Raw genomic sequence first — 26,760 nt, forward strand, 5'->3', positions numbered from 1 at the left:
TGACGTCAGTACCCCGAACGGAGACAACAGGCCAAACCCGAGGCCCCGCCCACCTCGCATGGTGAACGGGGCCCGTGTGGGTGACAAGGTCAACGGGGTGATGAGCCCGTCGGATCCGTCGGTCGAGAGATCATCTACGCGCCGAAAAAATTACCGGCGCGCCCGGTTCACCGCGGAGACGACCGCCTTGAGCGAGGCCCGCACGATGTTGGCGTCGATCCCGACACCCCACAGCACCTGCCCGTCGATCGCGCATTCGATGTACGCGGCGGCCTGGGACGCGGCGCCCTCGCTCAGCGTGTGCTCGGAGTAGTCCAGCAGCCGTACGTCCACATCGATCGAGGCCAGGGCGTCGAAGAAGGCCGCCAGCGGGCCGTTGCCGGTGCCGGTCAGCACCGTCTCGGCACCGTCCACGACCGTCTCGACGGTGAGCGCGTCGGTGCCCTCGCTGGTGGTGGACGTCTGCGCGCTGCGCAGCGCGATCCGGCCCCACCGGTTGTCCTCGGTCGGCAGGTACTCGTCCTGGAAGGCCGCCCAGATCTGGCCCGGGGTGACCTCGCCGCCCTCGGCATCGGTCTTGGCCTGAATCGTCTTGGAGAACTCGATCTGCATCCTGCGCGGCAGGTCCAGGTTGTGGTCGTTCTTCAGGACATAGGCGATGCCGCCCTTGCCGGACTGCGAATTCACCCGGATCACGGCCTCGTAGGAGCGGCCGACGTCCTTGGGGTCGATGGGCAGGTACGGGACCGCCCACTCGATCTCGTCCACCGTCTTGCCCTGCTCGGCGGCGCTCGCCTCCAGCGCCTCGAATCCCTTCTTGATGGCGTCCTGGTGGGAGCCGGAGAAGGAGGTGTAGACCAGATCGCCCGCGTAGGGGTGGCGCGGGTGGATCTCCATCTGGTTGCAGTACTCGGCGGTGCGACGGATCTCGTCGATCTGCGAGAAGTCGATCTGCGGGTCGACACCCTGGGAGAACAGGTTCATGCCCAGCGTCACCAGGTCGACATTGCCGGTGCGCTCGCCCTGCCCGAACAGACAGCCCTCGATCCGGTCCGCCCCGGCCATGATCGCCAGCTCGGCGGCGGCGACGGCGGTGCCGCGGTCGTTGTGCGGATGCACCGACAGGCAGATGTGCTCGCGCCGGGACAGCCGGCGCGACATCCACTCGAAGCGGTCCGCGTGGGTGGAGGGGGTCGAGCGCTCGACGGTGGCCGGCAGATTGAGGATGATCTCGCGGCCCTCTTCGGGCTGCCAGACGTCCATGACGCCCTCGCAGACCTCCAGCGCGAAGTCCAGCTCGGTGTCGGTGAAGATCTCCGGGCTGTACTGGTAGCCGAAGACCGTCTCATCGCCGAGGATCTTGTCGGCGTACTCCACCACCAGCCGGGTGCCGTCCACCGCGATCTGCTTGACCTGCTCCCGGGTGCCGCGGAAGACGACGCGGCGGAAGGTGGGCGCGGTGGCGTTGTACAGATGCACGGTGGCCCTGTGCGCCCCGCGCAGCGAATCCACGGTGCGCTCGATCAGCTCCTCGCGCGCCTGGGTGAGGACGGAGATCGTCACGTCCTCCGGGATCGCGCCCTCCTCGATGATCGACCGTACGAAGTCGAAGTCGGTCTGACCGGAGGAGGGGAAGCCGACCTCGATCTCCTTGTAGCCCATGCGCACCAGCAGGTCGAACATCTCGCGCTTGCGGGCCGGGGACATCGGGTCGATCAGCGCCTGGTTGCCGTCCCGCAGATCGGTGGACAGCCAGCGCGGGGCGACGGTGATGCGGTTGTCCGGCCAGGTGCGGTCCGGGATGTCGACGGCCTCGTACGGGCCGTACTTGTGGATCGGCATACCGGAGGGGCGCTGGGTGACGGTCGCGGCCGTGAGGGGCGTCGGACGGCCGACGGCGCTGCCGGAGGTCGCGGAATGGCCGGGCGTATCGGAGTGAGTCGTCATGGTGCGCGGGGCTCCTTGGGTAATCCGCTGTCCACAGGACCAATCCGCTGTCGCGGAGATCCTGGGGCGGCCGACAGGGCGTGATCACTGCAACGCCGAACTCCGCGGGGAGGGGGTCGGCCTTCGACTACAGGCCCTCGCCGCGGCAGCTAAGAAGAAGCAGCCCGAAACGCATGATGCGGAGCAGCCTAACCGAGACACGTCCACGCGGCGGAACCCGTATCACCATGCGGACGGAAACATGGTCTGCGGAGGAATACACATCTTCCACTCGATTTCAGCAATCATGACCGCAAGGCGTGACACGCACCCCACGTGGTGCGACATTGCCAGCCATGGACGCCAACGCCAATGCCCCCGCGCGGGCCCGCAGTCACCGCCGTGACACCTTCTGCACGATCGTGCCGCCGCATGTCCTCGACAAGCTGTCCCATGCCGAGGACGCCTCGCTGGCCGGTCTCGCCCGCCGCACCCTGGAGCACGACGCCCTGCAGCGCACCCGCCGCCGGATCACCACCGTGCGCGGGGTCCCCGCCGCGCGGGCCGCCGCGCCCTCCGACAAGCCCGAGCGCACCATCTACGACGCCCACCGCAAGACCTCGCTGCCGGGGAAGAAGGTGCGCGGCGAGGGCGACCAGGCGAGCGGGGACGACTCGGTGAACCGCGCCTACGACGGGCTCGGCGCGACCTTCGAGCTCTTCCTCAAGGCGTACGGCAGGCGCTCGATCGACGACTCCGGCCTGCCGCTGAACGCGAGCGTCCACTACAGCGAGGACTACAACAACGCCTTCTGGGACGGCGAGCAGATGGTCTTCGGCGACGGGGACGGCGAGGTCTTCCTGGACTTCACCATCCCGGTCGACGTCATGGCCCATGAGCTCACCCACGGGGTCACGCAGTACACCGCCAACCTCGAGTACTTCGGCCAGTCCGGGGCGCTCAACGAGTCGATGTCCGACGTCTTCGGCTCACTGGTCAAGCAGCATGTGCTCGGCCACAGCGCCGAGGAGGCCGACTGGCTGATCGGCGCGGGGCTGCTGACGGACCGGGTCACCGGGGTGGCCCTGCGCTCGATGAAGGCCCCGGGCACGGCCTACGACGACGATGTGCTGGGCAAGGACCCGCAGCCGGGCACGATGGACGACTACGTCCGCACCTCACGCGACAACGGCGGCGTCCACATCAACTCCGGCATCCCCAACCACGCCTTCTACCTGGCCGCCACCGCCCTGGGCGGCAACGCCTGGGAGCGCGCCGGGCAGATCTGGTTCGACGTGCTGACCGGCGGCGATCTGGCCTCCGACGCGGAGTTCGCCGACTTCGCCCACCTTACGGTCGCCGCGGCGCACGCCCGCTACGGCGAGGGCGAGGAGCAGACGGCGGTGCAGGAGGCATGGGCCGGGGTGGGCATCACCGATCTGCGGGCCCGCGTGGGCGCGCGGTAGAGCACGCCATCGGGTAGTGATGGAGTCATGCGCATCTCCGTCACCCGCACCGGCGGTTTCGCCGGAATCGAGCGCCGGGCCGAGCTGGACACCACCGGCCGGCCCGACGCCACGCATCTGGACGCCCTGGCCCATCAGGCCGTCGAGACCGGCCACATCACGGCCGCCCGCGGCGTCCCCGACGGGTTCCAGTACGAGATCACCGTCGACGGCCGCACCGTCCACGCCGCGGACCCCCATCTGAGCGACGCCCAGCGGGAACTGATCCGCACGGTGCTGAAGGAAGGCGCGTAGGGACGCTCAACGGGGGCTCAGGACTCCCGTTTCCACAGCGGCGTGGGCCCGGCTCAGAACCCCAGCTTCCGCAGCTGCTTCGGGTCGCGCTGCCAATCCTTGGCCACCTTGACATGAAGGTCGAGGAAGACCGGCGTACCGAGCAGCGCCTCGAACCCCCTCCCTCTGCCGCCCTCGCACCGCTCGGCCCCAGGGGGCCTCCCGGGCCACGCACGGCCGCGCCGGCCTCCGACCGGCGTGGCTTCCACAGCGGCGTGGGCCCGGCTCAGAACCCCAGCTTCCGCAGCTGCTTCGGGTCGCGCTGCCAATCCTTGGCCACCTTGACATGAAGGTCGAGGAAGACCGGCGTACCGAGCAGCGCCTCGATGTGCTTGCGGGACTTGGTGCCGACCTCCTTGAGGCGGCGTCCCTTGGGGCCGATGATGATGCCCTTCTGGCTGGGCCGCTCGATGTAGAGGTTGGCGTGGATGTCGAGGAGCGGCCGGTCCGCGGGGCGGTCCTCGCGGGGCAGCATCTCCTCCACGACCACCGCGATGGAGTGCGGCAGTTCGTCCCGTACGCCCTCCAGCGCGGCCTCCCGGATCAGCTCGGCGACCATGACCTGCTCGGGCTCATCGGTGAGGTCGCCCTCGGGGTAGAGCGCCGGGCCCTCGGGCAGCAGCGGGACCAGCAGATCCGCCAGCAGGCCCACCTGCTTGTCGCCCACGGCCGACACCGGGACGATCTCGGCCCATTCGATGCCCAGCTCCGTGCCGAGCCGGTCGATGGCGATCAGTTGCTCGGCCAGCTGCTTGGACTCGACCAGGTCGGTCTTGGTGACGATCGCGACCTTGGGGGTCTTCTTGATCCCGGCGAGTTCGGTGGCGATGTAACGGTCGCCGGGGCCGAGCTTCTGGTCGGCGGGCAGGCAGAAGCCGATGACGTCGACCTCGGCCCAGGTCGTGCGCACGACATCGTTGAGCCGCTCGCCGAGCAGGGTGCGCGGCTTGTGCAGACCGGGGGTGTCGACGAGCACGAGCTGGGCCTCGGGGCGGTGCACGATGCCGCGGACGGTGTGGCGGGTGGTCTGCGGGCGGTTCGAGGTGATCGCGACCTTCGTCCCCACCAGCGCGTTGGTCAGGGTCGACTTGCCCGCGTTGGGGCGGCCGACGAAGCAGGCGAAGCCCGAGCGGTGCGGGGTCTCCCGCTGCTCGGTCGGGGACGGGGAGGTACCGGCAGTCATGGACCCCATTCTCCCCGATGCCCCGGCCCGCTCGGACCAGTCGTCCCGGGCCTCTTACGGCCGGTGGTCCCGGCGGCGTGCGACCGGCCGTCCCGGCCTCGTACGACCCGTCATCCCGCGCCCCGTACAACCAGCCGTCCCGGCCCCGTACGACCGCCGGTGGCCGATGGGTCGGTCAGGCCGGCAGCGTGGCCCGCAGGGTGCCGTCAAGGCCCGCCAGCAGCACCGGCGTCCCGGCCCCGCCGAGGTCCCGGACGGCCGCACGGTCCTCGTCGGACGCGCTCTCCGCCTCGGTCACCACGGCCGCGGCCTCCAGGGACGTGGCACCGCTCGCCACGGCCATGGCGACGGCGGTCCGCAGGGCGCTCAGTTTCAGCGAGTCGAGGGCCACGGTCCCGGCGACATACGTACGGCCCGTCTCATCGCGGACGGCGGCGCCCTCCGCCACGGAGTTACGGGCCCGCGCGGAGCGGGCCAGCGTGATGATCTTGCGGTCTTCGGGGTCCAGCTGCGCTGCTTCGCTCATGCGGATGAGCATATGCGGGGCGTTGACCGGCGGTGACGCCGGTGGGCACACGGCGGCCCGCGCCGGGCCGCGGTGCGGCGGCCCGGCGCGGGCGATACGCGGTTGTGCGGTTGTGCGGTTGTGCTCAGCTCCTTACGGCAGGATCGGCGTCGGCTGGAAGGTCAGCGAGGCCGAACCGGACGACGGGCTCAAACCCGGTGCGCCCGCGAAGGAGGCGGTGTACGTCGAGGCGGTGATCACCGTCGGCGGGACGGCGACGTTGCTGAGCGTCGCCGTGCCGCTGGCGTTGGTGACCGCGCTGCCCAGCGCGATCGGGCCCAGTACGGAGTCGGCGACGAAGGTGAGGGTCTGGCCGGGGATCGGGTTGTTCGACGCGTCCCTCAGTGTCGCGCTCAGGGTCGGGATGACGAACGTGCCGTTGATCCGCAGCCGGATGGTGGCCGGGGTGGCGGTCACGGTGGTCCCGGTCGGCGCCGCGACCACGTTCTGGGTGATCGTCGGTGAGTTGGAACCGGCGAAGCAGGTGTCGCCGCCGTAGGTGGCGGTGACCGTGTGCGCCCCGGTGGTGAGGCTGTTGGTGCTGACGGTGGCCTGTCCCGCGCCGTTGAGCGTGCCGGTGAGGGTGGGCCCGCCGCTGATCACGAAGGTGACGGTCCCGGTCGGGGTGCCCGTCGCCGGCGGCACCGCGGTCACGGTGGCGGTGAACGTCACGTTCTGGCCGGGGGCGGACGGGTTCGGCGAGGAGGTGAGCGTGGTCGTGGTGGTCGCCTGGCCGACGGTGACGGAGCCGGAGGCCGAGGAGCCCGCCACGCCCGTGTCGCCCGCGTACGAAGCCGTCACCGCGTGGGTGCCCACCGGAATGGCACTGGTCGTCACACACGCCTGGCCACTGGCGTTCAGCGTCCCGGTCAGGGTCGGACCACCCGCGATCGTGAACGTCACCGTCCCGGTCGGAGTACAGGTGCCGGGCGATGTCGTGGTCACCTGCGCGCACAGGGTCACCGGCTGGCCGCACACCGGAGAGACGGGCGTGATGGTCAATGCGGTCGTGGACGCGGCCTGGCCGACGGTGATGGATCCGGAGACCGAGGAGCCCGCGACTCCCGTGTTGCCCGCGTAGGTGGCCGTCACCGCGTGGGTGCCGACCGGAATGGCGCTGGTCGTCACACACGCCTGACCGGTCGCGTCGAGCGTTCCGGTCAGGGTCGGACCACCCGCGATCGTGAACGTCACCGTCCCGGTCGGCGTGCACGTGCCGGGCGGCGTCGTGGTCACCTGCGCGCACAGGGTCACCGGCTGGCCGCACACCGGAGAGCCGGGCAGGAAGCTCAGCGTCGTGGTGGAGACGCCCTGGTTGACCGTGACGGACCCGGAGGCGGACGAGCCCGCCACGCCGGTGTCGCCGGAGTAGGTGGCCGTCACCGCGTGGGTGCCCACCGGAATGGCACTGGTCGTCACACACGCCTGGCCACTGGCGTTCAGCGTCCCGGTCAGGGTCGGACCACCCGCGATCGTGAACGTCACCGTCCCCGTCGGAGTACACGTGCCGGGCGGCGTCGTAGTCACCTGCGCACACAAGGTCACCAGCTCGCCGCACGACGGAGAGACGGGCGTGATGGTCAAAGCGGTCGTGGACGCGGCCTGCCCGACGGTGACGGACCCGGACCCCGACGAACCCGCCACGCCCGCGTCGCCCGCGTACGAAGCCGTCACCGCGTGCGTGCCCACCGGAATGGCATTGGTCGTCACACACGCCTGACCGGCCGCGTCGAGCGTCCCGGTCAGGGTCGGACCACCCGCGATCGTGAACGTCACCGTCCCCGTCGGAGTACACGTGCCGGGCGGCGTCGTAGTCACCTGCGCACACAAGGTCACCAGCTCGCCGCACACCGGTGCGGCCGGTGACACCGTGACCGTTGTGGTCGACGCTCCCTGACCGACCGTGACCGAGCCGGTGTCGGTCGAGCCCGCGACATCCCCGTTGCCGTTGTAGGTGGCCGTCACGGTGTGTGTCCCCACCGGGATGTTCGCGTTTGTCACGCACACCTGGCCACTCGCGTCGAGCGCGCCGACGACGAACGGAACACCGTCGACGGCGAACGTCACCGTGCCCGTCGGGGTACAGGTGCCGGGTGGCGTCGTGGTGACCTGGGCGCACAGGGTCACCTCCTCACCGCAGACCGGCGCGGCCGGGGACACGGTGAGGGTCGTGGTCGAGTCGGCCGGGTTGACGGTGAGCGGCGTCAAGGTCGAGTTGGACGGGGCGAAGTTGGTGTCGCCGTTGTAGAACGCGGCGACCTGGTGCGTGCCCACGCTCAGGGCGGGGACGGTGACGGAGGCGTTCCCCGACGCGTCGAGGGTCCCGGTCACCGTGGGCCCGTCCGCGCTGATGATGAAGGTGACCGTACCGGTGGGGGTGCCGTTGCCCGGGGGCACCGCCGCCACATTGGCGGTCAGCGTCACGGTCTCGCCGCAGACGGGCGCGGGCGGGACGAAGGTGACGGTGGTGGTGGTCGCCGCCTGGTTGATCTGCTGGATGGTCGTGCCGGACGAATTGTCGCTCGGGTCGGTGGAGTTGACGAAGGTCGCCGTGACCAGGTGGGAGCCGACGGCGACGAGGGACGAGTCGGTCACGCTGGCCGTGCCGGAGTCGGGCCCGGTGGGGGTGAGCGGCACGGGGCCGATGGTCGGGCCACCGGCGATGGTGAAGGTCACGTCTCCGAACGGAGGAGTCCCGGCGGTGATGCCGGTGACGGTGGCGGTGTAGGTGACGGATTGACCGAAGACGGAGGGATTCGGCGTGGAGGTCACCGTGGTGGTGGACATGGAAGCGGCCGCCCTTTCCTGAGCTCAGGGGGATGAGCCGCCCGGCTCCGCGCGGCGCGTGCCACGCGGAGCCATGGCCTCTGCGCGGGGGTGCCCATACGGCCGACCTGTCTACGTCAGGCGAGACAAGTCGGCTGTCCCCCGACAGAGGTATGGGCGACCCACCAGTCGGTATCTGCAAGTAAGCGGGTGCCTACGCCAGATGGGCCAGGGAGCGGACGGCTATTCCACTCGTATGGCGCAGCGCGGCCCGCGCGTTGCCGATGCGCTGGCGCGACGGCCCGCTGTCGCGCAGACGGTGCCGCGCCCCGGCGCGTGCCGCGGGAGCGCGGCGCGGCGGGCTGCGCGGCATGACGGCGCGGCTCCGGTTTCGCGGCATGACGGCGCGGCCCCGCCCACGGGGTGTGGACGGGGCCGTATCACGGGCGCGTGAGGGCTGTCGCCGGGCTACTCCGGCTCGGCCGCGGCGGTCTCGCGGACCGGCTCGACCAGCACCGTGACAATGCGGTTGCGGCGGCCCGCCGGGGACTCGGCGGTCAGCCGCAGCGCCTTGAGCGCGGGGTCGATGCCGCCCTCGGGGACGTCGACCTGGGCCGCGGCGCCCGCGATCGGCACCCGGCCCAGCGCCTTGGCGAGCAGCCCGCCCACCGTCTCGACGTCCTCGTCCTCCAGATCCGTGCCGTACAGCTCGCCCAGGTCGCCGAGGGCGAGCCGGGCGGTCACCCGGTGGGTGCCGTCGCCGAGGTCCTCGATAGGCGGCAGCTCGCGGTCGTACTCATCGGTGATCTCGCCGACGATCTCCTCGAGGATGTCCTCGATGGTGACGATGCCGGCCGTGCCGCCGTATTCGTCGATCACGACGGCGACATGGTTGCGCTCCTGCTGCATCTCGCGCAGCAGATCGCCCGCGTTCTTGGTGTCCGGGACGAAGGTGGCGGGCCGCATCGCGGTGGAGACCAGCTCGGTCTCGGCCTCGCGGTTGATATGCGTCTTACGGACAAGATCCTTGAGGTAGACGACTCCGACGATGTCGTCCTCGTTCTCCCCGGTGACCGGGATCCGGGAGAAGCCGGAGCGCAGCGCGAGGGTGAGGGCCTGCCGGATGGTCTTGAAGCGCTCGATGACCACGAGGTCGGTGCGCGGCACCATCACCTCGCGCACCAGGGTGTCGCCGAGCTCGAAGACGGAGTGGACCATGCGCCGCTCCTCGTCCTCGATCAGCGACTCCTGCTCGGCGAGGTCCACCAGGGCGCGCAGCTCGGCCTCGGAGGCGAACGGGCCCTTACGGAAGCCCTTGCCGGGCGTGAGCGCGTTACCGAGGAGGATCAGCAGCGGCGGGATGGGGCCCATGACCCGGGCCAGCGGGATCAGCACATAGGCGGCGACGGTCGCGGTGTTGAGCGGATGCTGGGCGCCGATGGTGCGCGGGGAGACGCCGACGGCCACATACGACACCAGGACCATCACGCCGATCGCGACGGTCAGCGCCTTCCAGGTCTCGTCGAACTCGCGCAGACTCGCGAACGTGACGACCGCGCCCGCCGCGACCTCGCAGGCGACCCTGACCAGCAGCGCCACATTGAGATAGCGGGTGGGGTCCTCGGCGACGAGCATCAGCTTGGCGCTGCCGCGCCGCCCGGAGCGCACGGCCTCCTCGGCCCGGAACCGGGTGGTGCGGGCGAGACCGGCCTCCGCGCAGGCCGCCAGCCAGGCCACCACGACCAGCAGGACGGTCGCGGTGACGAGCTGAGCGCTCATCGGACGGTGGGGGCCGGGGAGGGGCCGGTCACGCCCTGCTCCGCGCGCCAGCCGTCGATGATGGCGGCCTGCAGGCCGAACATCTCGGCGCGCTCGTCCGCCTCCTCATGGTCATAGCCGAGGAGGTGGAGGACGCCGTGGACGGTGAGCAGCTGCAGCTCCTCGTCCATGGAGTGCCCGGTCGGCGCCTCCTCCCCCTGCTTCTTGGCCACTTCGGGGCAGAGCACGATGTCCCCGAGGAGGCCCTGCGGGGGCTCCTCGTCGTCCTTGGCCGGCGGGCGCAGCTCGTCCATCGGGAAGGACATGACATCGGTCGGCCCCGGCAGGTCCATCCACTGGATGTGCAGCTGCTCCATGGCGTCGGCGTCGACGACGATCACCGAGAGCTCGGAGAGCGGGTGGATACGCATCCGGGCCAGCGCGTAGCGGGCGACGTCGAGCACAGCCCGCTCGTCGATATCGGTACCGGACTCATTGTTGACGTCGATCGCCATGGGGGTTTGTGATTACTTTCCGTTGCGACTGTCGTACTGGTCGTATGCGTCGACGATACGGCCGACCAGCTTGTGACGGACCACGTCGGTGCTGGTGAGCATGGAGAAGTGCACGTCCTCGACGCCGTCCAGGATCTCCCGCACCTGGCGCAGACCGCTCTTGGTCCCGCCGGGGAGGTCGATCTGGGTGATGTCGCCCGTGATCACTATCTTGGAGTCGAAGCCGAGCCGGGTGAGGAACATCTTCATCTGCTCGGGGTTCGTGTTCTGGGCCTCGTCGAGGATGATGAACGCGTCATTGAGCGTCCGGCCGCGCATATACGCCAGCGGCGCGACCTCGATCGTGCCCGCGGCCATCAGGCGCGGGATGGAGTCGGGGTCGAGCATGTCGTGCAGCGCGTCGTAGAGCGGCCGCAGATACGGGTCGATCTTCTCGTAGAGGGTGCCGGGCAGGAAGCCGAGCCGCTCCCCCGCCTCGACCGCCGGCCGGGTGAGGATGATCCGGGTGACCTGCTTGGACTGCAGCGCCTGGACCGCCTTGGCCATGGCCAGATAGGTCTTGCCGGTGCCCGCCGGGCCGATGCCGAAGACGACCGTGTGCTTGTCGATGGCATCGACATAGCGCTTCTGGTTGAGCGTCTTGGGACGGATGGTGCGGCCACGGTTGGAGAGGATGTTCTGGGTGAGCACCTCGGCAGGAGTTTCCTGTCCTCCGCCCTCTCCATTTTCGGCCGCGCGCAACATGGAGATCGAGCGCTCCACCGCATCCTCCGTCATCGGTTGACCGGTGCGGAGCACCAGCATCATCTCATCGAACAGACGCTGGACCAGGGCGACTTCCTTCGGATCCCCGGTGGCGCTGACTTGGTTGCCCCGTACGTGGATATCGGTCGCCGGGAACGCGTTCTCGATCACACGCAGCAACGCGTCACCGGATCCCAGGACCATGACCATGGGGTGCTTGTTCGGGACCGTGAACTGCGCATGCGCCTGCGGTGCTGTGGTTGGTTGCGTCATGGGCCGGCTCTCTGGCCTGCTTCTACCTCCTGGCACAAGGGTTCTCGCCGCTCGACAACCTTGGCTACAAGGGTACGACGGAGCACCGACAAGACCCGAGCCCTTTTACTCCTCATCCACTCATCACCTCACCCACCTGGGGCTCCCACGCCCCGGCCGCTCCAGGGCCCGGGGCCTCGGTCGGGGCTCCGGCGCTACGCCTGGCGGAAACCGATCGTCGGAACGGCCCGGCGCAGCGGCCAGGGGCGGGCGGCGGCCGGGAGCAGACGGTCGAGGAAGGCGTAGCGGCGCAGCGCGCGGCCGGGCTGGTCGTCGTAGGAGCGGGCGTGCTGCCACCAGGCGGCGATCTCGACCCAGCCGGGCGCGGACAGCGAGCCGCCGAACTCCTGCACCGACAGCGCGGCGGTCAGCCCGGCGAAGGCCAGCCGGTCGGCGAGCGGCCAGTCGGCGAGCGTGCCGGTGACGAACCCGGCGACGAACACGTCCCCGGCGCCGGTCGGGTCCAGGGCCTCCACGGAGATCGCGGGCACCTCGGCGGTCTCGCCGGTGCGGCCGTCGACCGCGTACGCCCCCTCGGAGCCGAGCGTGACGACGGCGAGCGGGACCAGGTCGGCGAGGGCCCGGGCGGCGGCGCGCGGGCAGTCGGTGCGGGTGTAGCGCATCGCCTCCTCGGCATTGGGCAGGAACGCCTCGCAGTGCTCCAGCTCGGCGAGGTCGGCCGGATCCCAGCGGCCGGTGTCGTCCCAGCCGACGTCCGCGAAGACCCTGCTGCCACGGCGGGCGGCCTCGGCGACCCACTCCTGGCCGCGGCCGGGCACCAGGGAGGCCACGGCGGCGCGGGCCGGGGGCGGGCAGCTCGGCGCGGGCTCCTCGGGCGGCGGGGCCTCATGGCCGTGGGAGACCATGGTCCGCTCGCCCTCGTAGGCCATCGAGACGGTCACCGGGGAGTGCCAGCCGGGGATCGTGCGGGAGAGCGAGAGATCGATGCCCTCGCCGCGGTCCAGGGCGTCCTGGCAGTAGTCCCCGTAGTGGTCGTCGCCGAAGGCGGCGGCGAGCGAGGTGCGCAGGCCGAGCCGGGCCAGGGCGGTGGCCATATTGGCGACGCCGCCGGGGCTCGACCCCATGCCGCGGGCCCAGGACTCGGTGCCGCGGACGGGGGCGGTGTCCAGACCGGTGAAGATGATGTCGAGGAAGACGGTGCCGGTGAGATAGACGTCGCACGCCGGGTCACCGGGCCGGCGAACGGCCTCGAGCGGGTCGAGCAGGGGGTAACCCGCTGTGAGCTTGTCGCCGTTGTGTGTCGTCACCGCGCTCTCCCAGGTCTGACCGGTCCGCCTCCGTCGTCGGATGCGGGTGCGGACAGTGTGCACGATGGGACGGACAACGGGCCGGGGACCGGCAGGCGTCACCCTCTCGGGGCGTCCGCCGTCTCCACGAGCCGCGGCGCGGGAATCACCGTCCCCGCGGGGCCCGTACGCCCCGCCCCGGCGCCCTCAGCGCCGTTTGGGCAGCGCCACCGTCATCAGGTCCTCGGCGACCGTGAGCTCCCCCTCGAACCCCGCGGCCCGCGCCTGGCGCTCGAAGTCGGACGGATCGCCGTAGCGCTGCGAGAAGTGCGTCAGCACCAGATGCCGCACCCCCGCCCCGGCCGCGACCCGGGCCGCCTGCCCGGCGGTCAGATGCCCGTACTCGACGGCCAGCGCCTCCTCCTCGTCCAGGAAGGTCGACTCGATGACCAGCAGATCGCACCCCTGCGCCAGCTCGGAGACGCCGTCGCACAGCCGGGTGTCCATGATGAACGCGAAGCGCTGCCCCCGGCGCACCTCGCTGACCTCTTCGAGCGTGACCGTACGCCCCTCGATCTCCAGCGCCCGCTCCCGCTGCAGCCGGCCGATGTCCGGGCCGCGGACGCCGAGCGCGGCGAGCCGCCCGGGCAGCATCCTGCGCCCGTCCGGTTCGATCAGGCGATAGCCGTAGGACTCGACGGGGTGCGAGAGCCGGGCCGCCTCCAGGGTGTACGCGGGGGTGCGGGCCAGCACCGCGCCGTCACCGGCGACCGGCTCTTCGGTGAGCGCCACCGTCTCGCGGTAGGCGGTCGCGTACCGCAGCCGCTCGAAGAACCGCTGTCCGCTCGCCGGGTAGTGGGCGGTCACCCGGTGCGGCACCCGGTCGAGGTTGATCCGCTGGATCACCCCGGCCAGGCCCAGCGAGTGATCCCCGTGGAAGTGCGTGACGCAGATCCGGTTGATGTCATGGGCGGCGACCCCGGCCCGCAGCATCTGGCGCTGGGTGCCCTCGCCGGGGTCGAACAGCAGGCCGTCACCGTCCCAGCGCAGCAGATAGCCGTTGTGGTTGCGGTGCCGGGTCGGCACCTGGCTGGCGGTGCCGAGGACGATCAGTTCCCGTGCGGACAAGGGTTATCCGGGGGGCCAGTTGAGCCCGCGGCCGCCCAGGACGTGGGCATGGGCGTGGAAGACGGTCTGGCCGGCGCCGGAGCCGGTGTTGAACACCACGCGGTAGCCCGTCTCGACGAGCTTCTCATCGACGGCGACCGCGCCCGCCCCGCCCAGCACATCCGCGGCGACCTGCGGTTCGGCCGCCGCGAGGGAGGCCGCGTCCGGGTAGTGCACCTTGGGGATCACCAGGATGTGCGTGGGTGCCTGGGGGTTTATGTCGCGGAAGGCGACGGTGGTGTCCGTCTCGCGGACGACGGTGGCCGGCACCTCCCCCGAGACAATCTTGCAGAACAGGCAGTCGGCCTGCGGTTCTCCCGCCACCGGTGGCTCCTTACGGATCGTCGGCACATACGGTCCGGATGGTACCGGGAGCCCCTGCCGGCGGGAGAGATCGCGGCCTATTGGCCCTGACCGCCGCCCTCGGTACCGCCCTTGCCTGCGCCGTCCCCGGTGCCGGCCTGACCGGCGCCGCCCTCGATGGTCGGCTGGTCCCAGGGGTGGCTGCGGGTCGGCTGCGGGGCCTCGGTGCCCGGGCGGTCCCACGGGTGACTCCGGGTCGGCTGGGGGGCCTCGGTGGTCCGGTGGTCCCACGGGTGACTACGCGTCGGCTGCGGGCTCTTGGTGCTCGGGCGGTCCCACGAATGACTGAAGGTCGGCCGGGGGCTGTCGGCGTCCGGGCCGCCGCCCTGGCACTCCCCGATCACCTGCGCCTCGAAGACCTTCCGGCCGTCCACCTCGCCGGTCACATCGCCCCGGACGCAGTGGTCCGCCCGTACGTAGGTCACCCGGCCCTTGATCCTGATGTCCTTGTCGCTGTCGGTCCTGCCGTGGCAGTCCACGCGCGCGTCGGTCTCCCCGGACCGCTCGCTCCGCGAGGGCGAAGCACCGGCCGTATGGCCGTTCTTGAACTCGGCGTTACAGCTCATCCAGCGCACGCCGACACCGCCCCGCTCCAGCGCCTCCGTGACGACCTGGTCCGTGGTGATCGCGACCGTCACCGAGCTGACGCCGCCGCCCGTCGGCTCACACGCCGTCACCGCGACCGCCGCGCCGACCGCCACGACGGACAAGAGCGCCCGTCCCCGTCGTGCCTGACTCAATACCCCCATAGGGGATAGGTTCCCATCGGCCGTCGCGTATCGGAAGGCCGTCCTCGGCCAGGTACGGGGGCACAGAAGCGCGAAGAGTCCCCAGAGGGTCTACTCATCCCAGAGGGCCTCAGACGGGCCCTCTCATCCCCAGCGGCCGGTGCGGCCGAGCAGCAGCGCGGCGGCCGCCGTTCCGGCCGTGGAGGTGCGCAGCACGCTCGGGCCCAGCCGGTACGGCCGCGCGCCCGCCTCGGCGAAGGCCGCCAACTCCTCGGGGGACACGCCCCCTTCGGGCCCGACGACCAGCACGATCTCGCCACTCGCAGGCAGTTGGGCCGTCGCGAGGGGTTCGGCTCCCTCCTCGTGGAGCACGGCCGCGAACGCGGCTTCGGCGAGAAGCCGGGCCACCTGCTTGGTCGTCATCGCGTCAGCGACCTCGGGGAAGGTCAGCCGACGGGACTGCTTGCCCGCCTCGCGCGCGGTCGACCGCCACTTGCCGAGCGCCTTGAGGCCGCGCTCGCCCTTCCACTGGGTGATGCAGCGGGACGCCGACCACGGAACGACCGCGTCCACACCGGTCTCCGTCATGGTCTCCACCGCCAGCTCGCCCCGGTCGCCCTTGGGCAGCGCCTGGACGACGGTGATCCTCGGGTCCGGGGCCGGCTCCCGGCGCACCTCGTCCACCGCGATCTGCAGCCGGTCCTTGCCCTCGACGGCCGCCACGGTGCCCTGGACGCCCCTGCCGTGGCCGTCCGTCAGCACCACGGTCTCACCGACCCGCAGCCGCCTTACGGACACCGCGTGGCGCCCCTCCGGGCCCTCCAGCCGGACCCGGCCCCCCGCGGCCGCACCCGCCAGGGAGTCGGCCACGAACACCGGGGCGGTCACGACACCGCACCCCGCTGGGCCTGAAGGCCCAACTCGGACCGCGTGGCGTCGAGTTCCACCGCGAGCGTCTCCACCAGCCGGGCGGCGGGCAGCTCGCGCGCCAGCCGGTGCCCCTGTCCGGCCCACAGCGCCATCCCCTGCGGATCGCCCGCCTTGGCGGCCGCCTTACGGAGGCCGGACGTCATGTGGTGCAGCTGGGGGTAGGCCGCGGGCGCATGCGGGCCGTGCTCGCGCATGAAGCGGTTGACCAGGCCCCGGGCCGGGCGGCCGGAGAAAGCGCGGGTCAGCTCGGTCCGGCCGAACAGCGGATCCGTCATCGCCTGCTTGTGCAGGGCGTTCGCCCCGGACTCGGGGCACACCAGGAACGCGGTCCCCAGCTGGGCCGCGGCCGCGCCCGCGGCCAGCGCCGAGGCGATCTGCGAACCACGCATTATCCCGCCCGCCGCGATGATCGGGATCTGGACGTACTCACGGACCAGCGTGATCAGCGACAGCAGACCGAGTCCGGCGCCCATTCCGTCGACGGCCGGGTCATTGCTGTACGTGCCCTGGTGGCCGCCGGCCTCCACGCCCTGCACACAGACGGCGTCGGCGCCCGCCCACTGGGCGGTCTGCGCCTCGACGGGCGAGGTCACGGTCACGATCGTGCGGGTACCGGCCTGGGCGAAGGCGTCGAGGACGGCACGGGTCGGGCAGCCGAAGGTGAACGAGACGACCGGAACCGGGTTGTCGAGGAGCACGGCGAGCTTGGCGTCGTACGCGTCGTCCGTACCCGCGTCCGGGTCGCCCAGCGGAGTCTCGTACCAGGCCGCCTCGCCCGTGAGGCGCGCCCGGTAGGCCCCGACGGCTGCCGTGTCGGCGTTGGACGGCTGCGGCATGAACAGATTGACACCGAAGTGCCGTCCGGTCAGCCCTCGGAGCTGTTTGATCTCCTCATACATCGCTTCCGGCGTCTTGTAGCCGGCAGCGAGGAAACCGAGGCCACCGGCCTCGGAGACAGTGGCGGCGAGCTGCGGGCAGGAGGCTCCACCCGCCATCGGCGCCTGCACGATCGGGTACCGGTAAAGATCGGTCAGCGCGGAGGACATGGCCACATCGTGCCATGCCCTCCACACGGGCTCACCACCGGATCACCGCCCGTTGAACGCGTCCTTCAGCCGCGAGAACAGCCCTTGCTGTCCAGGCTTGAATTCGCCGACCGGGCGCTCCTCGCCGCGCAGCTTGGACAGCCGCCGCAGCAGCTCCTCCTGCTCCGGGTCGAGCTTGGTCGGGGTGGTCACCTCGACATGCACGATCAGGTCGCCACGGCCGCCGCCCCGCAGATGGGTGACGCCGCGCTGGTGCAGCGGGATCGACTGGCCGGACTGGGTACCGGGCCGGATGTCGACCTCCTCCAGGCCGTCCAGCGTCTCCAGTGGCACCTTGGTGCCCAGCGACGCCGCCGTCATCGGGATGGTCACCGTGCAGTGCATATCGTCGCCGCGCCGCTGGAAGACCGGGTGCGGGACCTCGTGGATCTCCACATACAGGTCGCCCGCCGGGCCGCCGCCCGGTCCGACCTCGCCCTCACCGGCCAGCTGGATCCTGGTGCCGTTGTCCACACCGGCGGGGATCTTCACGGTCAGGGTGCGCCGCGAGCGGATCCGGCCGTCGCCCGCGCACTCCGGGCACGGGGTCGGCACCACGGTGCCGAAGCCCTGGCACTGCGGGCACGGCCGCGAGGTCATGACCTGGCCCAGGAAGGACCGCGTCACCTGGGAGACCTCACCGCGGCCACGGCACATGTCACAGGTCTGCGCCGAGGTGCCCGGCGCCGCGCCCTCGCCGCTGCACGTGGTGCAGACGACCGCGGTGTCGACCTGGATGTCCTTGGTGGTCCCGAACGCGGCCTCGCTGAGCTCCACGTCCAGACGGATCATCGCGTCCTGACCGCGCCGGGTCCTGGAGCGCGGACCGCGCTGCGAGGCGGTGCCGAAGAACGCGTCCATGATGTCGGAGAAGTTGCCGAAGCCTCCGCCGAAGCCTCCGGCGCCACCGCCGCCGGCCCCGGACATCGGGTCCCCGCCCAGGTCGTAGACCTGCTTCTTCTGTGGGTCCGACAAGACCTCGTAAGCGGCGTTGATCTCCTTGAACCGCTCCTGGGTCTTCGGATCCGGGTTCACATCCGGATGCAGCTCGCGCGCGAGCCGACGGAATGCCTTCTTGATCTGGTCCTGCGAGGCATCACGCGGCACGCCCAGGACTGCGTAGTAGTCCGTCGCCACTTACGACTCCGCCAGGATCTGTCCGACGTAACGTGCCACTGCGCGTACCGCTCCCATCGTTCCGGGGTAGTCCATGCGGGTCGGTCCGACCACGCCGAGTTTGGCGACCGCCTCGTCGCCGGAACCGTAGCCGACCGCGACGACCGAGGTGGCGTTGAGCCCCTCGTGAGCATTCTCATGCCCGATCCGCACGGTCATACCCGAGTCCTTGGCCTCGCCCAGCAACTTGAGGAGGACGACATGCTCCTCGAGTGCCTCCAGGACGGGCCGGATCGTCAGGGGAAAATCATGCACGAAACGCGTGAGGTTCGCGGTGCCGCCGATCATCAGCCGCTCCTCGGTCTCCTCCACCAGCGTCTCGAGCAAGGTCGACAACACGATCGAGACGGTCCCCCGGTCCTCCTGTTCGAAGGACTCCGGAAGATCCTGCACCAACTGCGGCACATCCGCGAAACGCCGACCCACGACCCGGCTGTTGAGCCGGGCGCGCAGATCGGCCAGCGAGTCCTCGGTGATCGGACTGGGGCAGTCCACCATGCGCTGCTCCACCCGGCCGGTGTCCGTGATCAGCACCAGCATCACCCGGGCCGTGGCCAGCGGCAGCAGCTCCACATGGCGCACCGTCGAGCGGGTCAGCGACGGATACTGCACCACCGCCACCTGCCGGGTCAGCTGCGCCAGCAGCCGGACCGTGCGGCCCACCACGTCATCGAGGTCGACCGCGCCGTCCAGGAAGTTCTGAATGGCCCGCCGCTCCGGGCTGGACAGCGGCTTCACTCCCGCCAGCTTGTCCACGAAGAGGCGATAGCCCTTGTCGGTGGGGATCCGCCCGGCGCTCGTATGCGGCTGGGCGATGAACCCCTCGTCCTCCAGAGCGGCCATGTCGTTACGCACCGTGGCCGGCGAGACCCCCAGCCGGTGCCGCTCGGTGAGCGCCTTGGAGCCGACCGGCTCCTCCGTCCCCACATAGTCCTGGACAATGGCACGCAGCACCTCGAGTCTGCGTTCGCTGAGCACCCCGCGCACCTCCAGTCCAGCGGTCTCATCAGGTCGTCCGCCCTGGCACTCACCGGGCACGAGTGCCAGAACCCCTCCGCCAGTGTACGGCGGGGTGCGGTGGCATGGGCAAGAGCCGCCGTCGGCAGCAACTCTCCCCCATCCCCGTTGAGCTAGCGTCGCGGTATGGAGACGTGTTGGGAAGAGGCAGGCTGGGAGCGGCTCGCGCCCGGTGTGGCCCGCCGTCGGCTGCCGGAGTGGGACGAGACGGTCGGCGTGGTCGTCGGCCGGACCGACATCCTCGTCGTGGACACCGGCGCGACCCTGCGCGCCGGGGCCGAGCTGCGCGCCCTGATCACCCGGCTGACCGGCCGCCGCCCCACCCGGATCGCGCTCACCCATCCGCACTTCGACCACGTCCTGGGCTCGGCCGCCTTCGCGGGCTGCGAGGTGTACGGGGCCACGGGCATGGACGAGCTGCTGCGCCGGGAGCGGGAGACGCTGCGCGAGGACGCGATCCGCCACGGGGTGGACCGGAACGCCGCCACCGAGGCCGTGGACCATCTGGTCGGCCCGCACCACCTGGTCTCCGGGGAGCTCACCCTGGACCTGGGTGACCGGCAGGTGCTGCTGGCCAATGTGGGGCCCGGCCACACCGCCCATGACCTGGCCGTTCTGGTGCCCGGCCGGCCCGAGGTGGTCTTCTGCGGCGATCTGGTGGAGGAGTCCGGCACGCCGCAGGCCGGACCGGACGCGATCCCCGGCCGCTGGCCCGCCGCCCTCGACCGGCTGCTCGCCCTCGGCGGCCCGGACGCGCGGTACGTCCCGGGGCACGGCTCGGTCGTGAGCGCCGGGTTCGTCCGGGCCCAACGTGACGAATTGGCGGCCCGCTTCGGCGTGTCCCTCTAGGCGTCTCCCCAGCCGCCCGACTAGGCGCCCTACTAGGCGTCCACCTAGTTGTCCGCACTACAGGAGCGGGCGGTCGTCGCGCGCTATCGTCATCCGGATGCGACAGTACGACCCGGACCTGACCCCGCCCTGGAAGCGGCAGCGGCCCGCCCCTGAGGTCCCCGCCGAACCGGACCTCGTCGTGGAGGAGGTCACCACCGGCTTCTGCGGCGCCGTGATCCGCTGCGAGAAGACCGCCCAGGGCCCCACGGTCACTCTGGAGGACCGCTTCGGCAAACATCGCGTCTTCCCCATGGAGCCGCGCGGTTTTCTGCTCGAGGGGCGTGTCGTCACCCTCGTACGCCCGCGCGCGGCGGCCCCCAGCGCGCCCCAGCGCACGGCCTCGGGGTCGATCGCCGTTCCGGGAGCGCGCGCGAGGGTCGCCCGTGCGGGGCGCGTCTATGTCGAGGGGCGCCACGACGCGGAGCTGGTGGAGCGGGTCTGGGGCGACGATCTGCGCATCGAGGGCGTCGTCGTGGAGTACCTGGAGGGCGTCGACGACCTGCCCGCCATCGTGGATGGCTTCTCCCCCGGCCCGGACGCCCGGCTCGGCGTCCTCGTCGACCATCTGGTGACGGGTTCGAAGGAGTCCCGTATCGCCGGGCAGGTCACCGGCGAGCATGTGCTGGTCCTCGGCCACCCCTATATCGACATCTGGGAGGCCGTGAAGCCGTCCTCCGTCGGCATCCCGGCCTGGCCGACGGTGCCGCACGGCCAGGACTGGAAGAAGGGCGTCTGCCGCGCCCTGGGCTGGCCGGAGAACACCGGGGCCGCCTGGCAGCGGATCCTGTCCTCGGTCCACTCCTACAAGGACCTCCGGCCGGAGCTCCTGGGGCGGGTGGAGGAGTTGATCGACTTCGTGACGGCCCCGCAGGGCTGACGGCTCCCGTCTCAGTCCACCAGGTCGCGCACCACCGCGTCCGCCAGCAGCCGCCCACGCAGCGTGAGCACGGCCCGCCCCCGTCCGTACGGCCCCGGATCCAGCAGCCCGTCCTCCAGCGCCCGGGCCGCGGCCGCCGCCCCGGCCGGGCGCAGCAGCTCCAGCGGGCAGCCCTCGACCAGCCGCAGCTCCAGCAGGATGCGCTCCACCCGGCGCTCCTCGGCGGTCAGCAGCTCCCGGCCCGCGCCGGGCGACCTGCCCTCGCCCAGGGCCTGCGCGTACGCCCCGGGGTGCTTCACGTTCCACCACCGCACGCCGCCCACATGGCTGTGCGCGCCGGGGCCGGCGCCCCACCAGTCGGCGCCGCGCCAGTACAGCTCGTTGTGCCGGCAGCGCCCGGCGGGCGAGGTGGCCCAGTTGGAGACCTCGTACCAGGCGAACCCGGCGGCCGACAGGATCTCCTCGGCGATCAGATAGCGGTCCGCGTGCACATCGTCGTCGGTCATCGGGACCTCGCCGCGCCGGATCCGCCGCGCCAGCTGGGTGCCCTCCTCCACGATCAGCGCATACGCCGACACATGGTCGGGCCCCGCCCCGAGCGCCGCCTCCAGGGAGGCCCGCCAGTCCGCGTCGCTCTCCCCCGGCGTCCCGTAGATCAGGTCCAGGTTCACATGGTCGAACCCGGCCGCCCGGGCCTCGGCCACGCACGCCTCCGGCCGCCCGGGGGTATGCGTACGGTCCAGCACCTTCAGGACGTGCTGCCGGGCGCTCTGCATCCCGAAGGAGATCCGGTTGAACCCCGCCTCCCGCAGCTCCGCGAGATAGCGCGGATCGACCGACTCCGGATTCGCCTCGGTCGTGACCTCGACCCCCTCGGCCAGCCCGAACTCCTCCCGGATCGCGCCGAGCATCCGCCCGAGGTCCGCCGCCGCGAGCAGGGTCGGGGTCCCGCCGCCGACGAAGACGGTCTCCACGGGCCGTGGGTCGTCGCCCAGCACCTTCCGCGCCAGCCGCACCTCCTCGACGACCTGCTCGGCGTAGTTGTCCCGCGAGGCGAGCACACCGCCGGAGCCGCGCAGCTCACTGGCGGTGTAGGTGTTGAAGTCGCAGTAGCCGCAGCGGGTGGCGCAGTACGGCACATGCAGATAGAACCCCAGCGGCCGCCGCTCCGCCTCCGCCAAAGCGGTCGCGGGCAGTGCGCCGTCCTCGGGCATGGGCTCACCATCTGGCAGTACGGAAGGCATGCCCCCATTGTCCGTCACGGCCCGCGTCGCCCGGGACCACGAGGTGCGGCGAGGTGCGGGCCCCGGAGCCCTGGGCCCCGCCCGGGCCCGTCCGGCGGAACGTCGCCGGAACGGGGCCTCGCCGGATGGGGCCTAAGCGCTCCGCGGGAAGTGCCGCGAGGTGCGGTCGTTCATCCGCGGCTGTGTCGTGGCCGGTCCCACGCGGCAGAGCCGCGTATCGACACAGCCCCGCGCCCCTTCGGGGCGCACCCGAACCGCACCGGACTTCATCGAGGCCGCTCAGACCACCTTCAGGACCAGCATCGCCAGGTCGTCGTCCGGCGGCTCCGCCGCGAACTCGTCCACCGCCTGCCGCACCCGCTCCGCGACCTCCCGCGCGCTCAGCCCCGCGCACAGCGCGAACGCCGCCGCCAGGCCGTCCTCGTCGTCGAACTGCCGGTCGCCGGATCGGTGCTCCGTCACCCCGTCCGTCACACAGAGCAGCGTTTCCCCGGGCGCCAGATCGAACGATTCACTCTCGTACGTCACATCGTCCACAACGCCCAGCAGTATCTGCGGCGCCGCCACGGTCCGCACCCCGCCTTCGGGCCGCAGCACCAGCGGCAGCGGATGCCCCGCGCTGGCCAGCGTGCAGCGCACCCCTTCGCCCTCGCCCAGCGGCTCCAGCTCCCCGTACAGCAGCGACAGGAACCGCGCGACCCCGCCGCCCGCCGGGAGCCCCGTGCCGACCAGGCCGCCGTCCATCAGCTCCACGACCCCGGCGGGGCCTCCCACGGCCTCCACACCGGCCGCCACGGCCTCCGCGGCGCCCTCGACCGCCTGTTCCACCGCCTCCTCGCCCAGAAGCTGGTTGAGCCGGTCCAGGACCTCTCCCACGCCGTATCCCTCGCGGGCGAGCAGCCGCAGCCAGGGCCGGACGAGGCCGGTCACCACGGCCGCCTCCGGGCCGTTGCCGCAGACGTCGCCCAGGACGAAGCACCAGCGGCCGTCACCGGCCGGGAAGACGTCGTAGAAGTCGCCCCCGGCCGAGATGTCGCCGGTCGGCTCGTACACGACCGCCGACTCGACGCCGGGGATCCGCGGGATGACGGACGGCAGCAGACCGCGCTGCAGCACCCGGCTGATGGTCGCCTGCCGGGTGTAGCGGCGGGCGGAGGCGAGGGCCAGGGCGACGCGGCGGGCGAAGTCCTCGACCAGGCCGACCGCTTCGTCCGGCATCCGCACCAGCCCGGCCCGCCCGAGCAGCAGCGTGCCGAGGGCGCGGCCGCCCGCGACCAGCCGGCAGGCGAGGGCCGCGCCGCCGGGCCCGTACGCGGCGGGGTCGGCCGGCCAGGGCCACTCCACGGCGCTGCCGCGGACGGCGGCGGGCACCTGGGGCGGCTCCTTCTCCAGCACCCGCCGCAGGCCCTCGATGCGCCCCTCGCTGGCGTGCCAGACCCGGGCCAGGCGCGGCGGGCCGCTCGTGGAGTCGAGCCAGATCGCGCACCAGTCGGCGAGCCGGGGCACCAGCAGCTGTCCGGCCAGCGAGGTCACCATGTCCTCGTCGAACTGCCCGGCCAGCAGGTCGGACGCCTCGGCGAGGAAGGAGAGCGCGCCGCGCTGGATCCAGTCGGGGTCCACGCGGACGGGGGCGCGGCCCGGCGCGGGCGCGACGATCTCGACGGCCTCCTTACGGCCTTCACAGACGACTCCCGCACCCTCGGGGGCGGGGCCCAGGCCCTCGCGGACGGTCCCCGCGCCGAACCCGCCCTCGGGCGCGGCCACGGTGTCGGCCGCCGGGTCCATGGTGGCCGCGGCGTCCATGAAGGCCGAGCCCATGGCACCGGTCCCCGCGGCGGCCGCGCTCGTGGGCGCCACCGCCATCTGGAACCACACCGACTTGGTCGCCCGCCGGTAGGTCGTCCCCCAGGACTCGGCGATCTCGGCCACCAGCCGCAGCCCGTGGCCACCGGCGTACTCCGGCCGCTCGTCCGGATCCGGCGGATCGCCGCGCACCACCCGGGTGGGATGGTGATCGGTCACCTCCACCACCAGGGACGGCGGTTCGCCCTCGCGGTCGGAGACATCGAGCGCACAGCTCACCTCGACGGCGGTGCCGGCGTGCACCACCGCGTTGGTGACCAGCTCGCTCACCAGCAGTATGGCCTCGTCCGCGACCCGGTCGGTGACCCGGTCGGCGGCCGGGACCTCGAGCGCGGCCCAGTCGGCGAGGGCGGCACGGACGAACCGGCGGGCGGCCGAGGCCGCGAGCGGAGTACCGGGCAGGCTGACGCGTGCCGAGGCACTGGTACGAACGGGGCCTACCCCACCCCCGACCGGTAGAACAACCCCACCGCCCTCAACCGACCCACCAGAAGTGGCAGAAGATGACGTCCCCACTGTGCGGCTCCTGAAGAAGCTCCGTCATAACGCCGTATCCGTAACCGTATCCGGCACGGACAGAGTGACAGACGGACCGCCCTCATATGCACCGGGTTACGCAAGTGAACCGCGATAAGGGGAAAATTCATGTGTCCGGCGGGCCGGTCAACCTGAAATCCGGTGCGGGGTCGTATCCTTGGCCGTTAAACCTCCCGCGTGCCCGCGTACATGTCCTCGATCAGAGCCTTGTACTCACGCTCGACCACCGGCCGCTTCAGCTTCAGACTGGGCGTCAACTCCCCGTGTTCCACGTCGAGATCGCGCGGCAGCAGCCGGAACTTCTTGATCGTCTGCCAGCGCTGCAGCCCCTCGTTGAGCCGGAGCACATAGCTCTCGATCAGCTTCTGTGTCTCATCGGTGGCCACGACCTCCGCGTAGGACTTGCCCCCGAGGCCGTGCTCGGCCGCCCACTTCATGATCGTCGGCTCGTCGAGGGCGATCAGCGCGGTGCAGTAGTTGCGGTCGGCGCCGTGCACCAGGATGTTGGAGACGAACGGGCACACCGCCTTGAACTGGCCCTCGACCTCCGCCGGGGCGACGTACTTGCCGCCCGAGGTCTTGATCAGGTCCTTCTTGCGGTCGGTGATCCGCAGATAGCCGTCGGGGGACAGCTCGCCGATGTCCCCGGTGTGGAACCAGCCGTCGGACTCCAGCACCTGCTCGGTCAGCTCCGGCAGCCCGTGGTAGCCCTGCATGATGCCGGGTCCGCGCAGCAGCACCTCGCCGTCGTCGGCGAACCGCACCTCCAGGCCGGGGAACGCCTTGCCGACCGTGCCCGTGCGGTAGTCCGCCGGGTTGAGGAAGCTGGCGGCGCTGGACTCGGTCAGGCCGTAGCCCTCCAGGATGTTGATCCCGGCGCCCGCGAAGAAGTAGCCGATGTCCGGGGCGAGCGCCGCGGAGCCGGACACCGCGGCCCGCAGCCGGCCGCCGAACGCCTCGCGCAGCTTGCCGTAGACCAGCTTGTCGGCCACCGCGTGCTGGGCCTTGAGACCGAAGGGCACGGAGGCGGTGCCGGTGCGGCGGAAGGTGTCCTGCGAGGTCTTGGCGTACTCCCGGGAGACCTCGACCGCCCACTGGAAGATCTTGTACTTGGCGCCGCCGCCCTCGCGCGCCCGCTGGGCCACCCCGTTGTAGACCTTCTCGAAGATCCGCGGCACGGCGCACATATAGGTCGGCCGGACCACCGGCAGATTGTCGATGATCTTGTCGACCCGGCCGTCCACCGCCGTGGTGTGACCGACGTAGATCTGCCCCGCCGTCAGTACCTTGCCGAAGACATGCGCGAGCGGCAGCCACAGGTACTGCACATCGTCGGGGAAGAGCAGGCCGTCCTGGGTGCCGATCACAATGGCCATGTACGACCACGAGTCATGCGCCAGCCGTACGCCCTTGGGACGCCCGGTGGTACCGGAGGTGTAGATGAGCGTCGCCAGCTGATCGCCGCGCAGGGCGTCCATCCGCTCCCGTACGGCCCCCGGCTCGCGCTCCAGACGGGCCGCGCCCCGCTTCTCCAGCTCGGCGAGCGAGAGCACCCAGCCCTCGGGGTCGTCCTCGGCGGGGACCGCGTCCCCGGCCTCGATCACCACCACATGGGCCAGCTCGGGGAGTTCATCGCGCTGCGCCCGCACCTTGGCGAGCTGCGTCGCGTCCTCGGCGATCAGCACCCGGCTGCCGGAGTCGGAGAGGATGAAGGAGGTCTCGTCGGCGTTGGTGGTCGGGTAGACCGTGGTGGTGGCCGCGCCCGCGCACAGCACGCCCAGGTCGGCCAGGATCCACTCGACGCGGGTCGAGGAGGCCAGCGCCACCCGCTCCTCGGGGCGGATGCCCAGTTCGATCAGCCCGGCGGCGATGGCGAAGACCCGATCGGCGCTTTCCCGCCAGGTCAGCGGCCGCCAGTCATCGGGGCCGGTACCCGAGGCGGGAGGCACCGGATAGCGGTACGCCTCCCCGTCCGGTGTCGCCTCGACGCGCTGGAGGAAGTGCGTCGCCAAAGACGGCGGCCGGTTCTCGAGCAAGATCTGTGTGTCGGTCACGGCATCCTCCGGG

The 26,760-nt window shown here is 71.4% G+C and carries 23 protein-coding genes; 4 read left to right on the forward strand and 19 right to left on the reverse strand.

Going from position 1 to position 26,760, the window contains the following annotated elements; all coding sequences use genetic code 11:
* Positions 1-150: 150 nt before the first annotated feature.
* A complete protein-coding gene (gene leuA / locus BLV72_RS10085) occupies positions 151-1,947 on the reverse strand; it encodes a 2-isopropylmalate synthase (protein ID WP_093461692.1) in 1,797 nt (598 codons plus the stop codon).
* Between the two features lie 335 nt (positions 1,948-2,282).
* On the opposite strand from leuA, the gene BLV72_RS10095 reads away from it, so the two are divergent.
* Both BLV72_RS10095 and BLV72_RS10100 read left to right on the forward strand, forming a co-directional pair.
* Entirely contained in the window at positions 2,283-3,392 is a 1,110-nt protein-coding gene (locus tag BLV72_RS10095; protein ID WP_093461694.1) for a M4 family metallopeptidase, read from the forward strand.
* A 27-nt stretch (positions 3,393-3,419) separates the two neighbouring features.
* Complete coding sequence (locus tag BLV72_RS10100) at positions 3,420-3,686, forward strand: protealysin inhibitor emfourin (protein WP_078641349.1); 267 nt, start codon at positions 3,420-3,422, stop codon at positions 3,684-3,686.
* Between the two features lie 265 nt (positions 3,687-3,951).
* Here BLV72_RS10100 and era read toward each other — a convergent pair whose 3' ends face one another.
* From era to hrcA, 15 genes are all read right to left on the reverse strand, one after another.
* Positions 3,952-4,908: a GTPase Era gene (era, locus tag BLV72_RS10110; protein ID WP_093461697.1), complete on the reverse strand. Its 957-nt coding sequence runs from the start codon at positions 4,906-4,908 to the stop codon at positions 3,952-3,954.
* A 175-nt stretch (positions 4,909-5,083) separates the two neighbouring features.
* The gene (locus tag BLV72_RS10115) at positions 5,084-5,434 is read right to left on the reverse strand and encodes a cytidine deaminase (protein WP_078647413.1); all 351 of its coding nucleotides are present in this window, start codon (positions 5,432-5,434) and stop codon (positions 5,084-5,086) included.
* A gap of 132 nt (positions 5,435-5,566) precedes the next feature.
* Positions 5,567-8,260, reverse strand: coding sequence for a beta strand repeat-containing protein (locus tag BLV72_RS10120; RefSeq protein WP_093461698.1), 2,694 nt, complete (start codon positions 8,258-8,260; stop codon positions 5,567-5,569).
* 193 nt (positions 8,261-8,453) lie between these two features.
* Positions 8,454-8,612: a hypothetical protein gene (locus tag BLV72_RS47855; RefSeq protein WP_167746335.1), complete on the reverse strand. Its 159-nt coding sequence runs from the start codon at positions 8,610-8,612 to the stop codon at positions 8,454-8,456.
* 95 nt (positions 8,613-8,707) lie between these two features.
* Positions 8,708-10,018: a hemolysin family protein gene (locus BLV72_RS10125; protein ID WP_093461700.1), complete on the reverse strand. Its 1,311-nt coding sequence runs from the start codon at positions 10,016-10,018 to the stop codon at positions 8,708-8,710.
* Entirely contained in the window at positions 10,015-10,512 is a 498-nt protein-coding gene (gene ybeY, locus BLV72_RS10130) for an rRNA maturation RNase YbeY (RefSeq protein WP_059147904.1), read from the reverse strand. The genes BLV72_RS10125 and ybeY overlap by 4 nt, the downstream gene beginning before the upstream one ends.
* 12 nt (positions 10,513-10,524) lie before the next feature.
* Positions 10,525-11,529: a PhoH family protein gene (locus tag BLV72_RS10135; protein WP_093461702.1), complete on the reverse strand. Its 1,005-nt coding sequence runs from the start codon at positions 11,527-11,529 to the stop codon at positions 10,525-10,527.
* Positions 11,530-11,723: 194 nt separating this feature from the next.
* On the reverse strand, positions 11,724-12,836 hold the full coding sequence (locus BLV72_RS10140; RefSeq protein WP_093461703.1) for a PfkB family carbohydrate kinase: 1,113 nt from the start codon (positions 12,834-12,836) through the stop codon (positions 11,724-11,726).
* Between the two features lie 186 nt (positions 12,837-13,022).
* The gene (locus tag BLV72_RS10145; RefSeq protein ID WP_093461705.1) at positions 13,023-13,943 is read right to left on the reverse strand and encodes a ribonuclease Z; all 921 of its coding nucleotides are present in this window, start codon (positions 13,941-13,943) and stop codon (positions 13,023-13,025) included.
* 3 nt (positions 13,944-13,946) lie between these two features.
* Complete coding sequence (locus tag BLV72_RS10150; protein ID WP_093461706.1) at positions 13,947-14,306, reverse strand: histidine triad nucleotide-binding protein; 360 nt, start codon at positions 14,304-14,306, stop codon at positions 13,947-13,949.
* A 77-nt stretch (positions 14,307-14,383) separates the two neighbouring features.
* The gene (locus BLV72_RS10155) at positions 14,384-15,055 is read right to left on the reverse strand and encodes a hypothetical protein (protein WP_208905603.1); all 672 of its coding nucleotides are present in this window, start codon (positions 15,053-15,055) and stop codon (positions 14,384-14,386) included.
* 162 nt (positions 15,056-15,217) lie between these two features.
* Complete coding sequence (locus BLV72_RS10160) at positions 15,218-15,961, reverse strand: 16S rRNA (uracil(1498)-N(3))-methyltransferase (RefSeq protein ID WP_093461708.1); 744 nt, start codon at positions 15,959-15,961, stop codon at positions 15,218-15,220.
* On the reverse strand, positions 15,958-17,049 hold the full coding sequence (locus tag BLV72_RS10165) for a nitronate monooxygenase (protein ID WP_093461709.1): 1,092 nt from the start codon (positions 17,047-17,049) through the stop codon (positions 15,958-15,960). The genes BLV72_RS10160 and BLV72_RS10165 overlap by 4 nt, the downstream gene beginning before the upstream one ends.
* A gap of 42 nt (positions 17,050-17,091) precedes the next feature.
* Positions 17,092-18,225, reverse strand: coding sequence for a molecular chaperone DnaJ (gene dnaJ, locus BLV72_RS10170; RefSeq protein WP_093461711.1), 1,134 nt, complete (start codon positions 18,223-18,225; stop codon positions 17,092-17,094).
* Positions 18,226-19,242: a heat-inducible transcriptional repressor HrcA gene (gene hrcA / locus BLV72_RS10175; RefSeq protein WP_093461712.1), complete on the reverse strand. Its 1,017-nt coding sequence runs from the start codon at positions 19,240-19,242 to the stop codon at positions 18,226-18,228.
* Between the two features lie 165 nt (positions 19,243-19,407).
* On the opposite strand from hrcA, the gene BLV72_RS10180 reads away from it, so the two are divergent.
* Both BLV72_RS10180 and BLV72_RS10185 read left to right on the forward strand, forming a co-directional pair.
* Entirely contained in the window at positions 19,408-20,130 is a 723-nt protein-coding gene (locus BLV72_RS10180; RefSeq protein ID WP_093461714.1) for an MBL fold metallo-hydrolase, read from the forward strand.
* Positions 20,131-20,227: 97 nt separating this feature from the next.
* Positions 20,228-21,049 carry a DUF3097 domain-containing protein gene (locus BLV72_RS10185; protein WP_093461715.1) on the forward strand — a complete coding sequence of 274 codons (822 nt, stop codon included), beginning with the start codon at positions 20,228-20,230 and terminating at the stop codon, positions 21,047-21,049.
* 11 nt (positions 21,050-21,060) lie between these two features.
* Here BLV72_RS10185 and hemW read toward each other — a convergent pair whose 3' ends face one another.
* The 3 genes from hemW to BLV72_RS10200 all read right to left on the reverse strand — a co-directional run bounded on the left by hemW (position 21,061) and on the right by BLV72_RS10200 (position 26,747).
* Complete coding sequence (gene hemW, locus BLV72_RS10190) at positions 21,061-22,293, reverse strand: radical SAM family heme chaperone HemW (RefSeq protein WP_093461717.1); 1,233 nt, start codon at positions 22,291-22,293, stop codon at positions 21,061-21,063.
* Positions 22,294-22,572: 279 nt separating this feature from the next.
* On the reverse strand, positions 22,573-24,672 hold the full coding sequence (locus tag BLV72_RS10195) for a SpoIIE family protein phosphatase (RefSeq protein WP_093461719.1): 2,100 nt from the start codon (positions 24,670-24,672) through the stop codon (positions 22,573-22,575).
* Positions 24,673-24,857: 185 nt separating this feature from the next.
* Positions 24,858-26,747, reverse strand: coding sequence for an AMP-dependent synthetase/ligase (locus BLV72_RS10200; protein WP_093461720.1), 1,890 nt, complete (start codon positions 26,745-26,747; stop codon positions 24,858-24,860).
* Positions 26,748-26,760 lie beyond the last annotated feature (13 nt).

This window comes from Streptomyces melanosporofaciens (assembly GCF_900105695.1).
Classification (GTDB): domain Bacteria; phylum Actinomycetota; class Actinomycetes; order Streptomycetales; family Streptomycetaceae; genus Streptomyces; species Streptomyces antimycoticus.

Bases quoted from the DNA above. Each gene is read 5' to 3' on its own strand.
- BLV72_RS10180 (WP_093461714.1), top strand. From the start codon at position 19,408: ATGGAGACGTGTTGGGAAGAGGCAGGCTGGGAGCGGCTCGCGCCCGGT.
- hemW (WP_093461717.1), bottom strand. From the start codon at position 22,293: ATGCCTTCCGTACTGCCAGATGGTGAGCCCATGCCCGAGGACGGCGCA.
- BLV72_RS10120 (WP_093461698.1), bottom strand. From the start codon at position 8,260: ATGTCCACCACCACGGTGACCTCCACGCCGAATCCCTCCGTCTTCGGT.
- BLV72_RS10095 (WP_093461694.1), top strand. From the start codon at position 2,283: ATGGACGCCAACGCCAATGCCCCCGCGCGGGCCCGCAGTCACCGCCGT.
- era (WP_093461697.1), bottom strand. From the start codon at position 4,908: ATGACTGCCGGTACCTCCCCGTCCCCGACCGAGCAGCGGGAGACCCCG.
- BLV72_RS10165 (WP_093461709.1), bottom strand. From the start codon at position 17,049: ATGTCCTCCGCGCTGACCGATCTTTACCGGTACCCGATCGTGCAGGCG.
- BLV72_RS10125 (WP_093461700.1), bottom strand. From the start codon at position 10,018: ATGAGCGCTCAGCTCGTCACCGCGACCGTCCTGCTGGTCGTGGTGGCC.
- BLV72_RS10115 (WP_078647413.1), bottom strand. From the start codon at position 5,434: ATGAGCGAAGCAGCGCAGCTGGACCCCGAAGACCGCAAGATCATCACG.
- leuA (WP_093461692.1), bottom strand. From the start codon at position 1,947: ATGACGACTCACTCCGATACGCCCGGCCATTCCGCGACCTCCGGCAGC.
- BLV72_RS10185 (WP_093461715.1), top strand. From the start codon at position 20,228: ATGCGACAGTACGACCCGGACCTGACCCCGCCCTGGAAGCGGCAGCGG.
- BLV72_RS10135 (WP_093461702.1), bottom strand. From the start codon at position 11,529: ATGACGCAACCAACCACAGCACCGCAGGCGCATGCGCAGTTCACGGTC.
- BLV72_RS47855 (WP_167746335.1), bottom strand. From the start codon at position 8,612: ATGCCGCGCAGCCCGCCGCGCCGCGCTCCCGCGGCACGCGCCGGGGCG.
- BLV72_RS10100 (WP_078641349.1), top strand. From the start codon at position 3,420: ATGCGCATCTCCGTCACCCGCACCGGCGGTTTCGCCGGAATCGAGCGC.
- ybeY (WP_059147904.1), bottom strand. From the start codon at position 10,512: ATGGCGATCGACGTCAACAATGAGTCCGGTACCGATATCGACGAGCGG.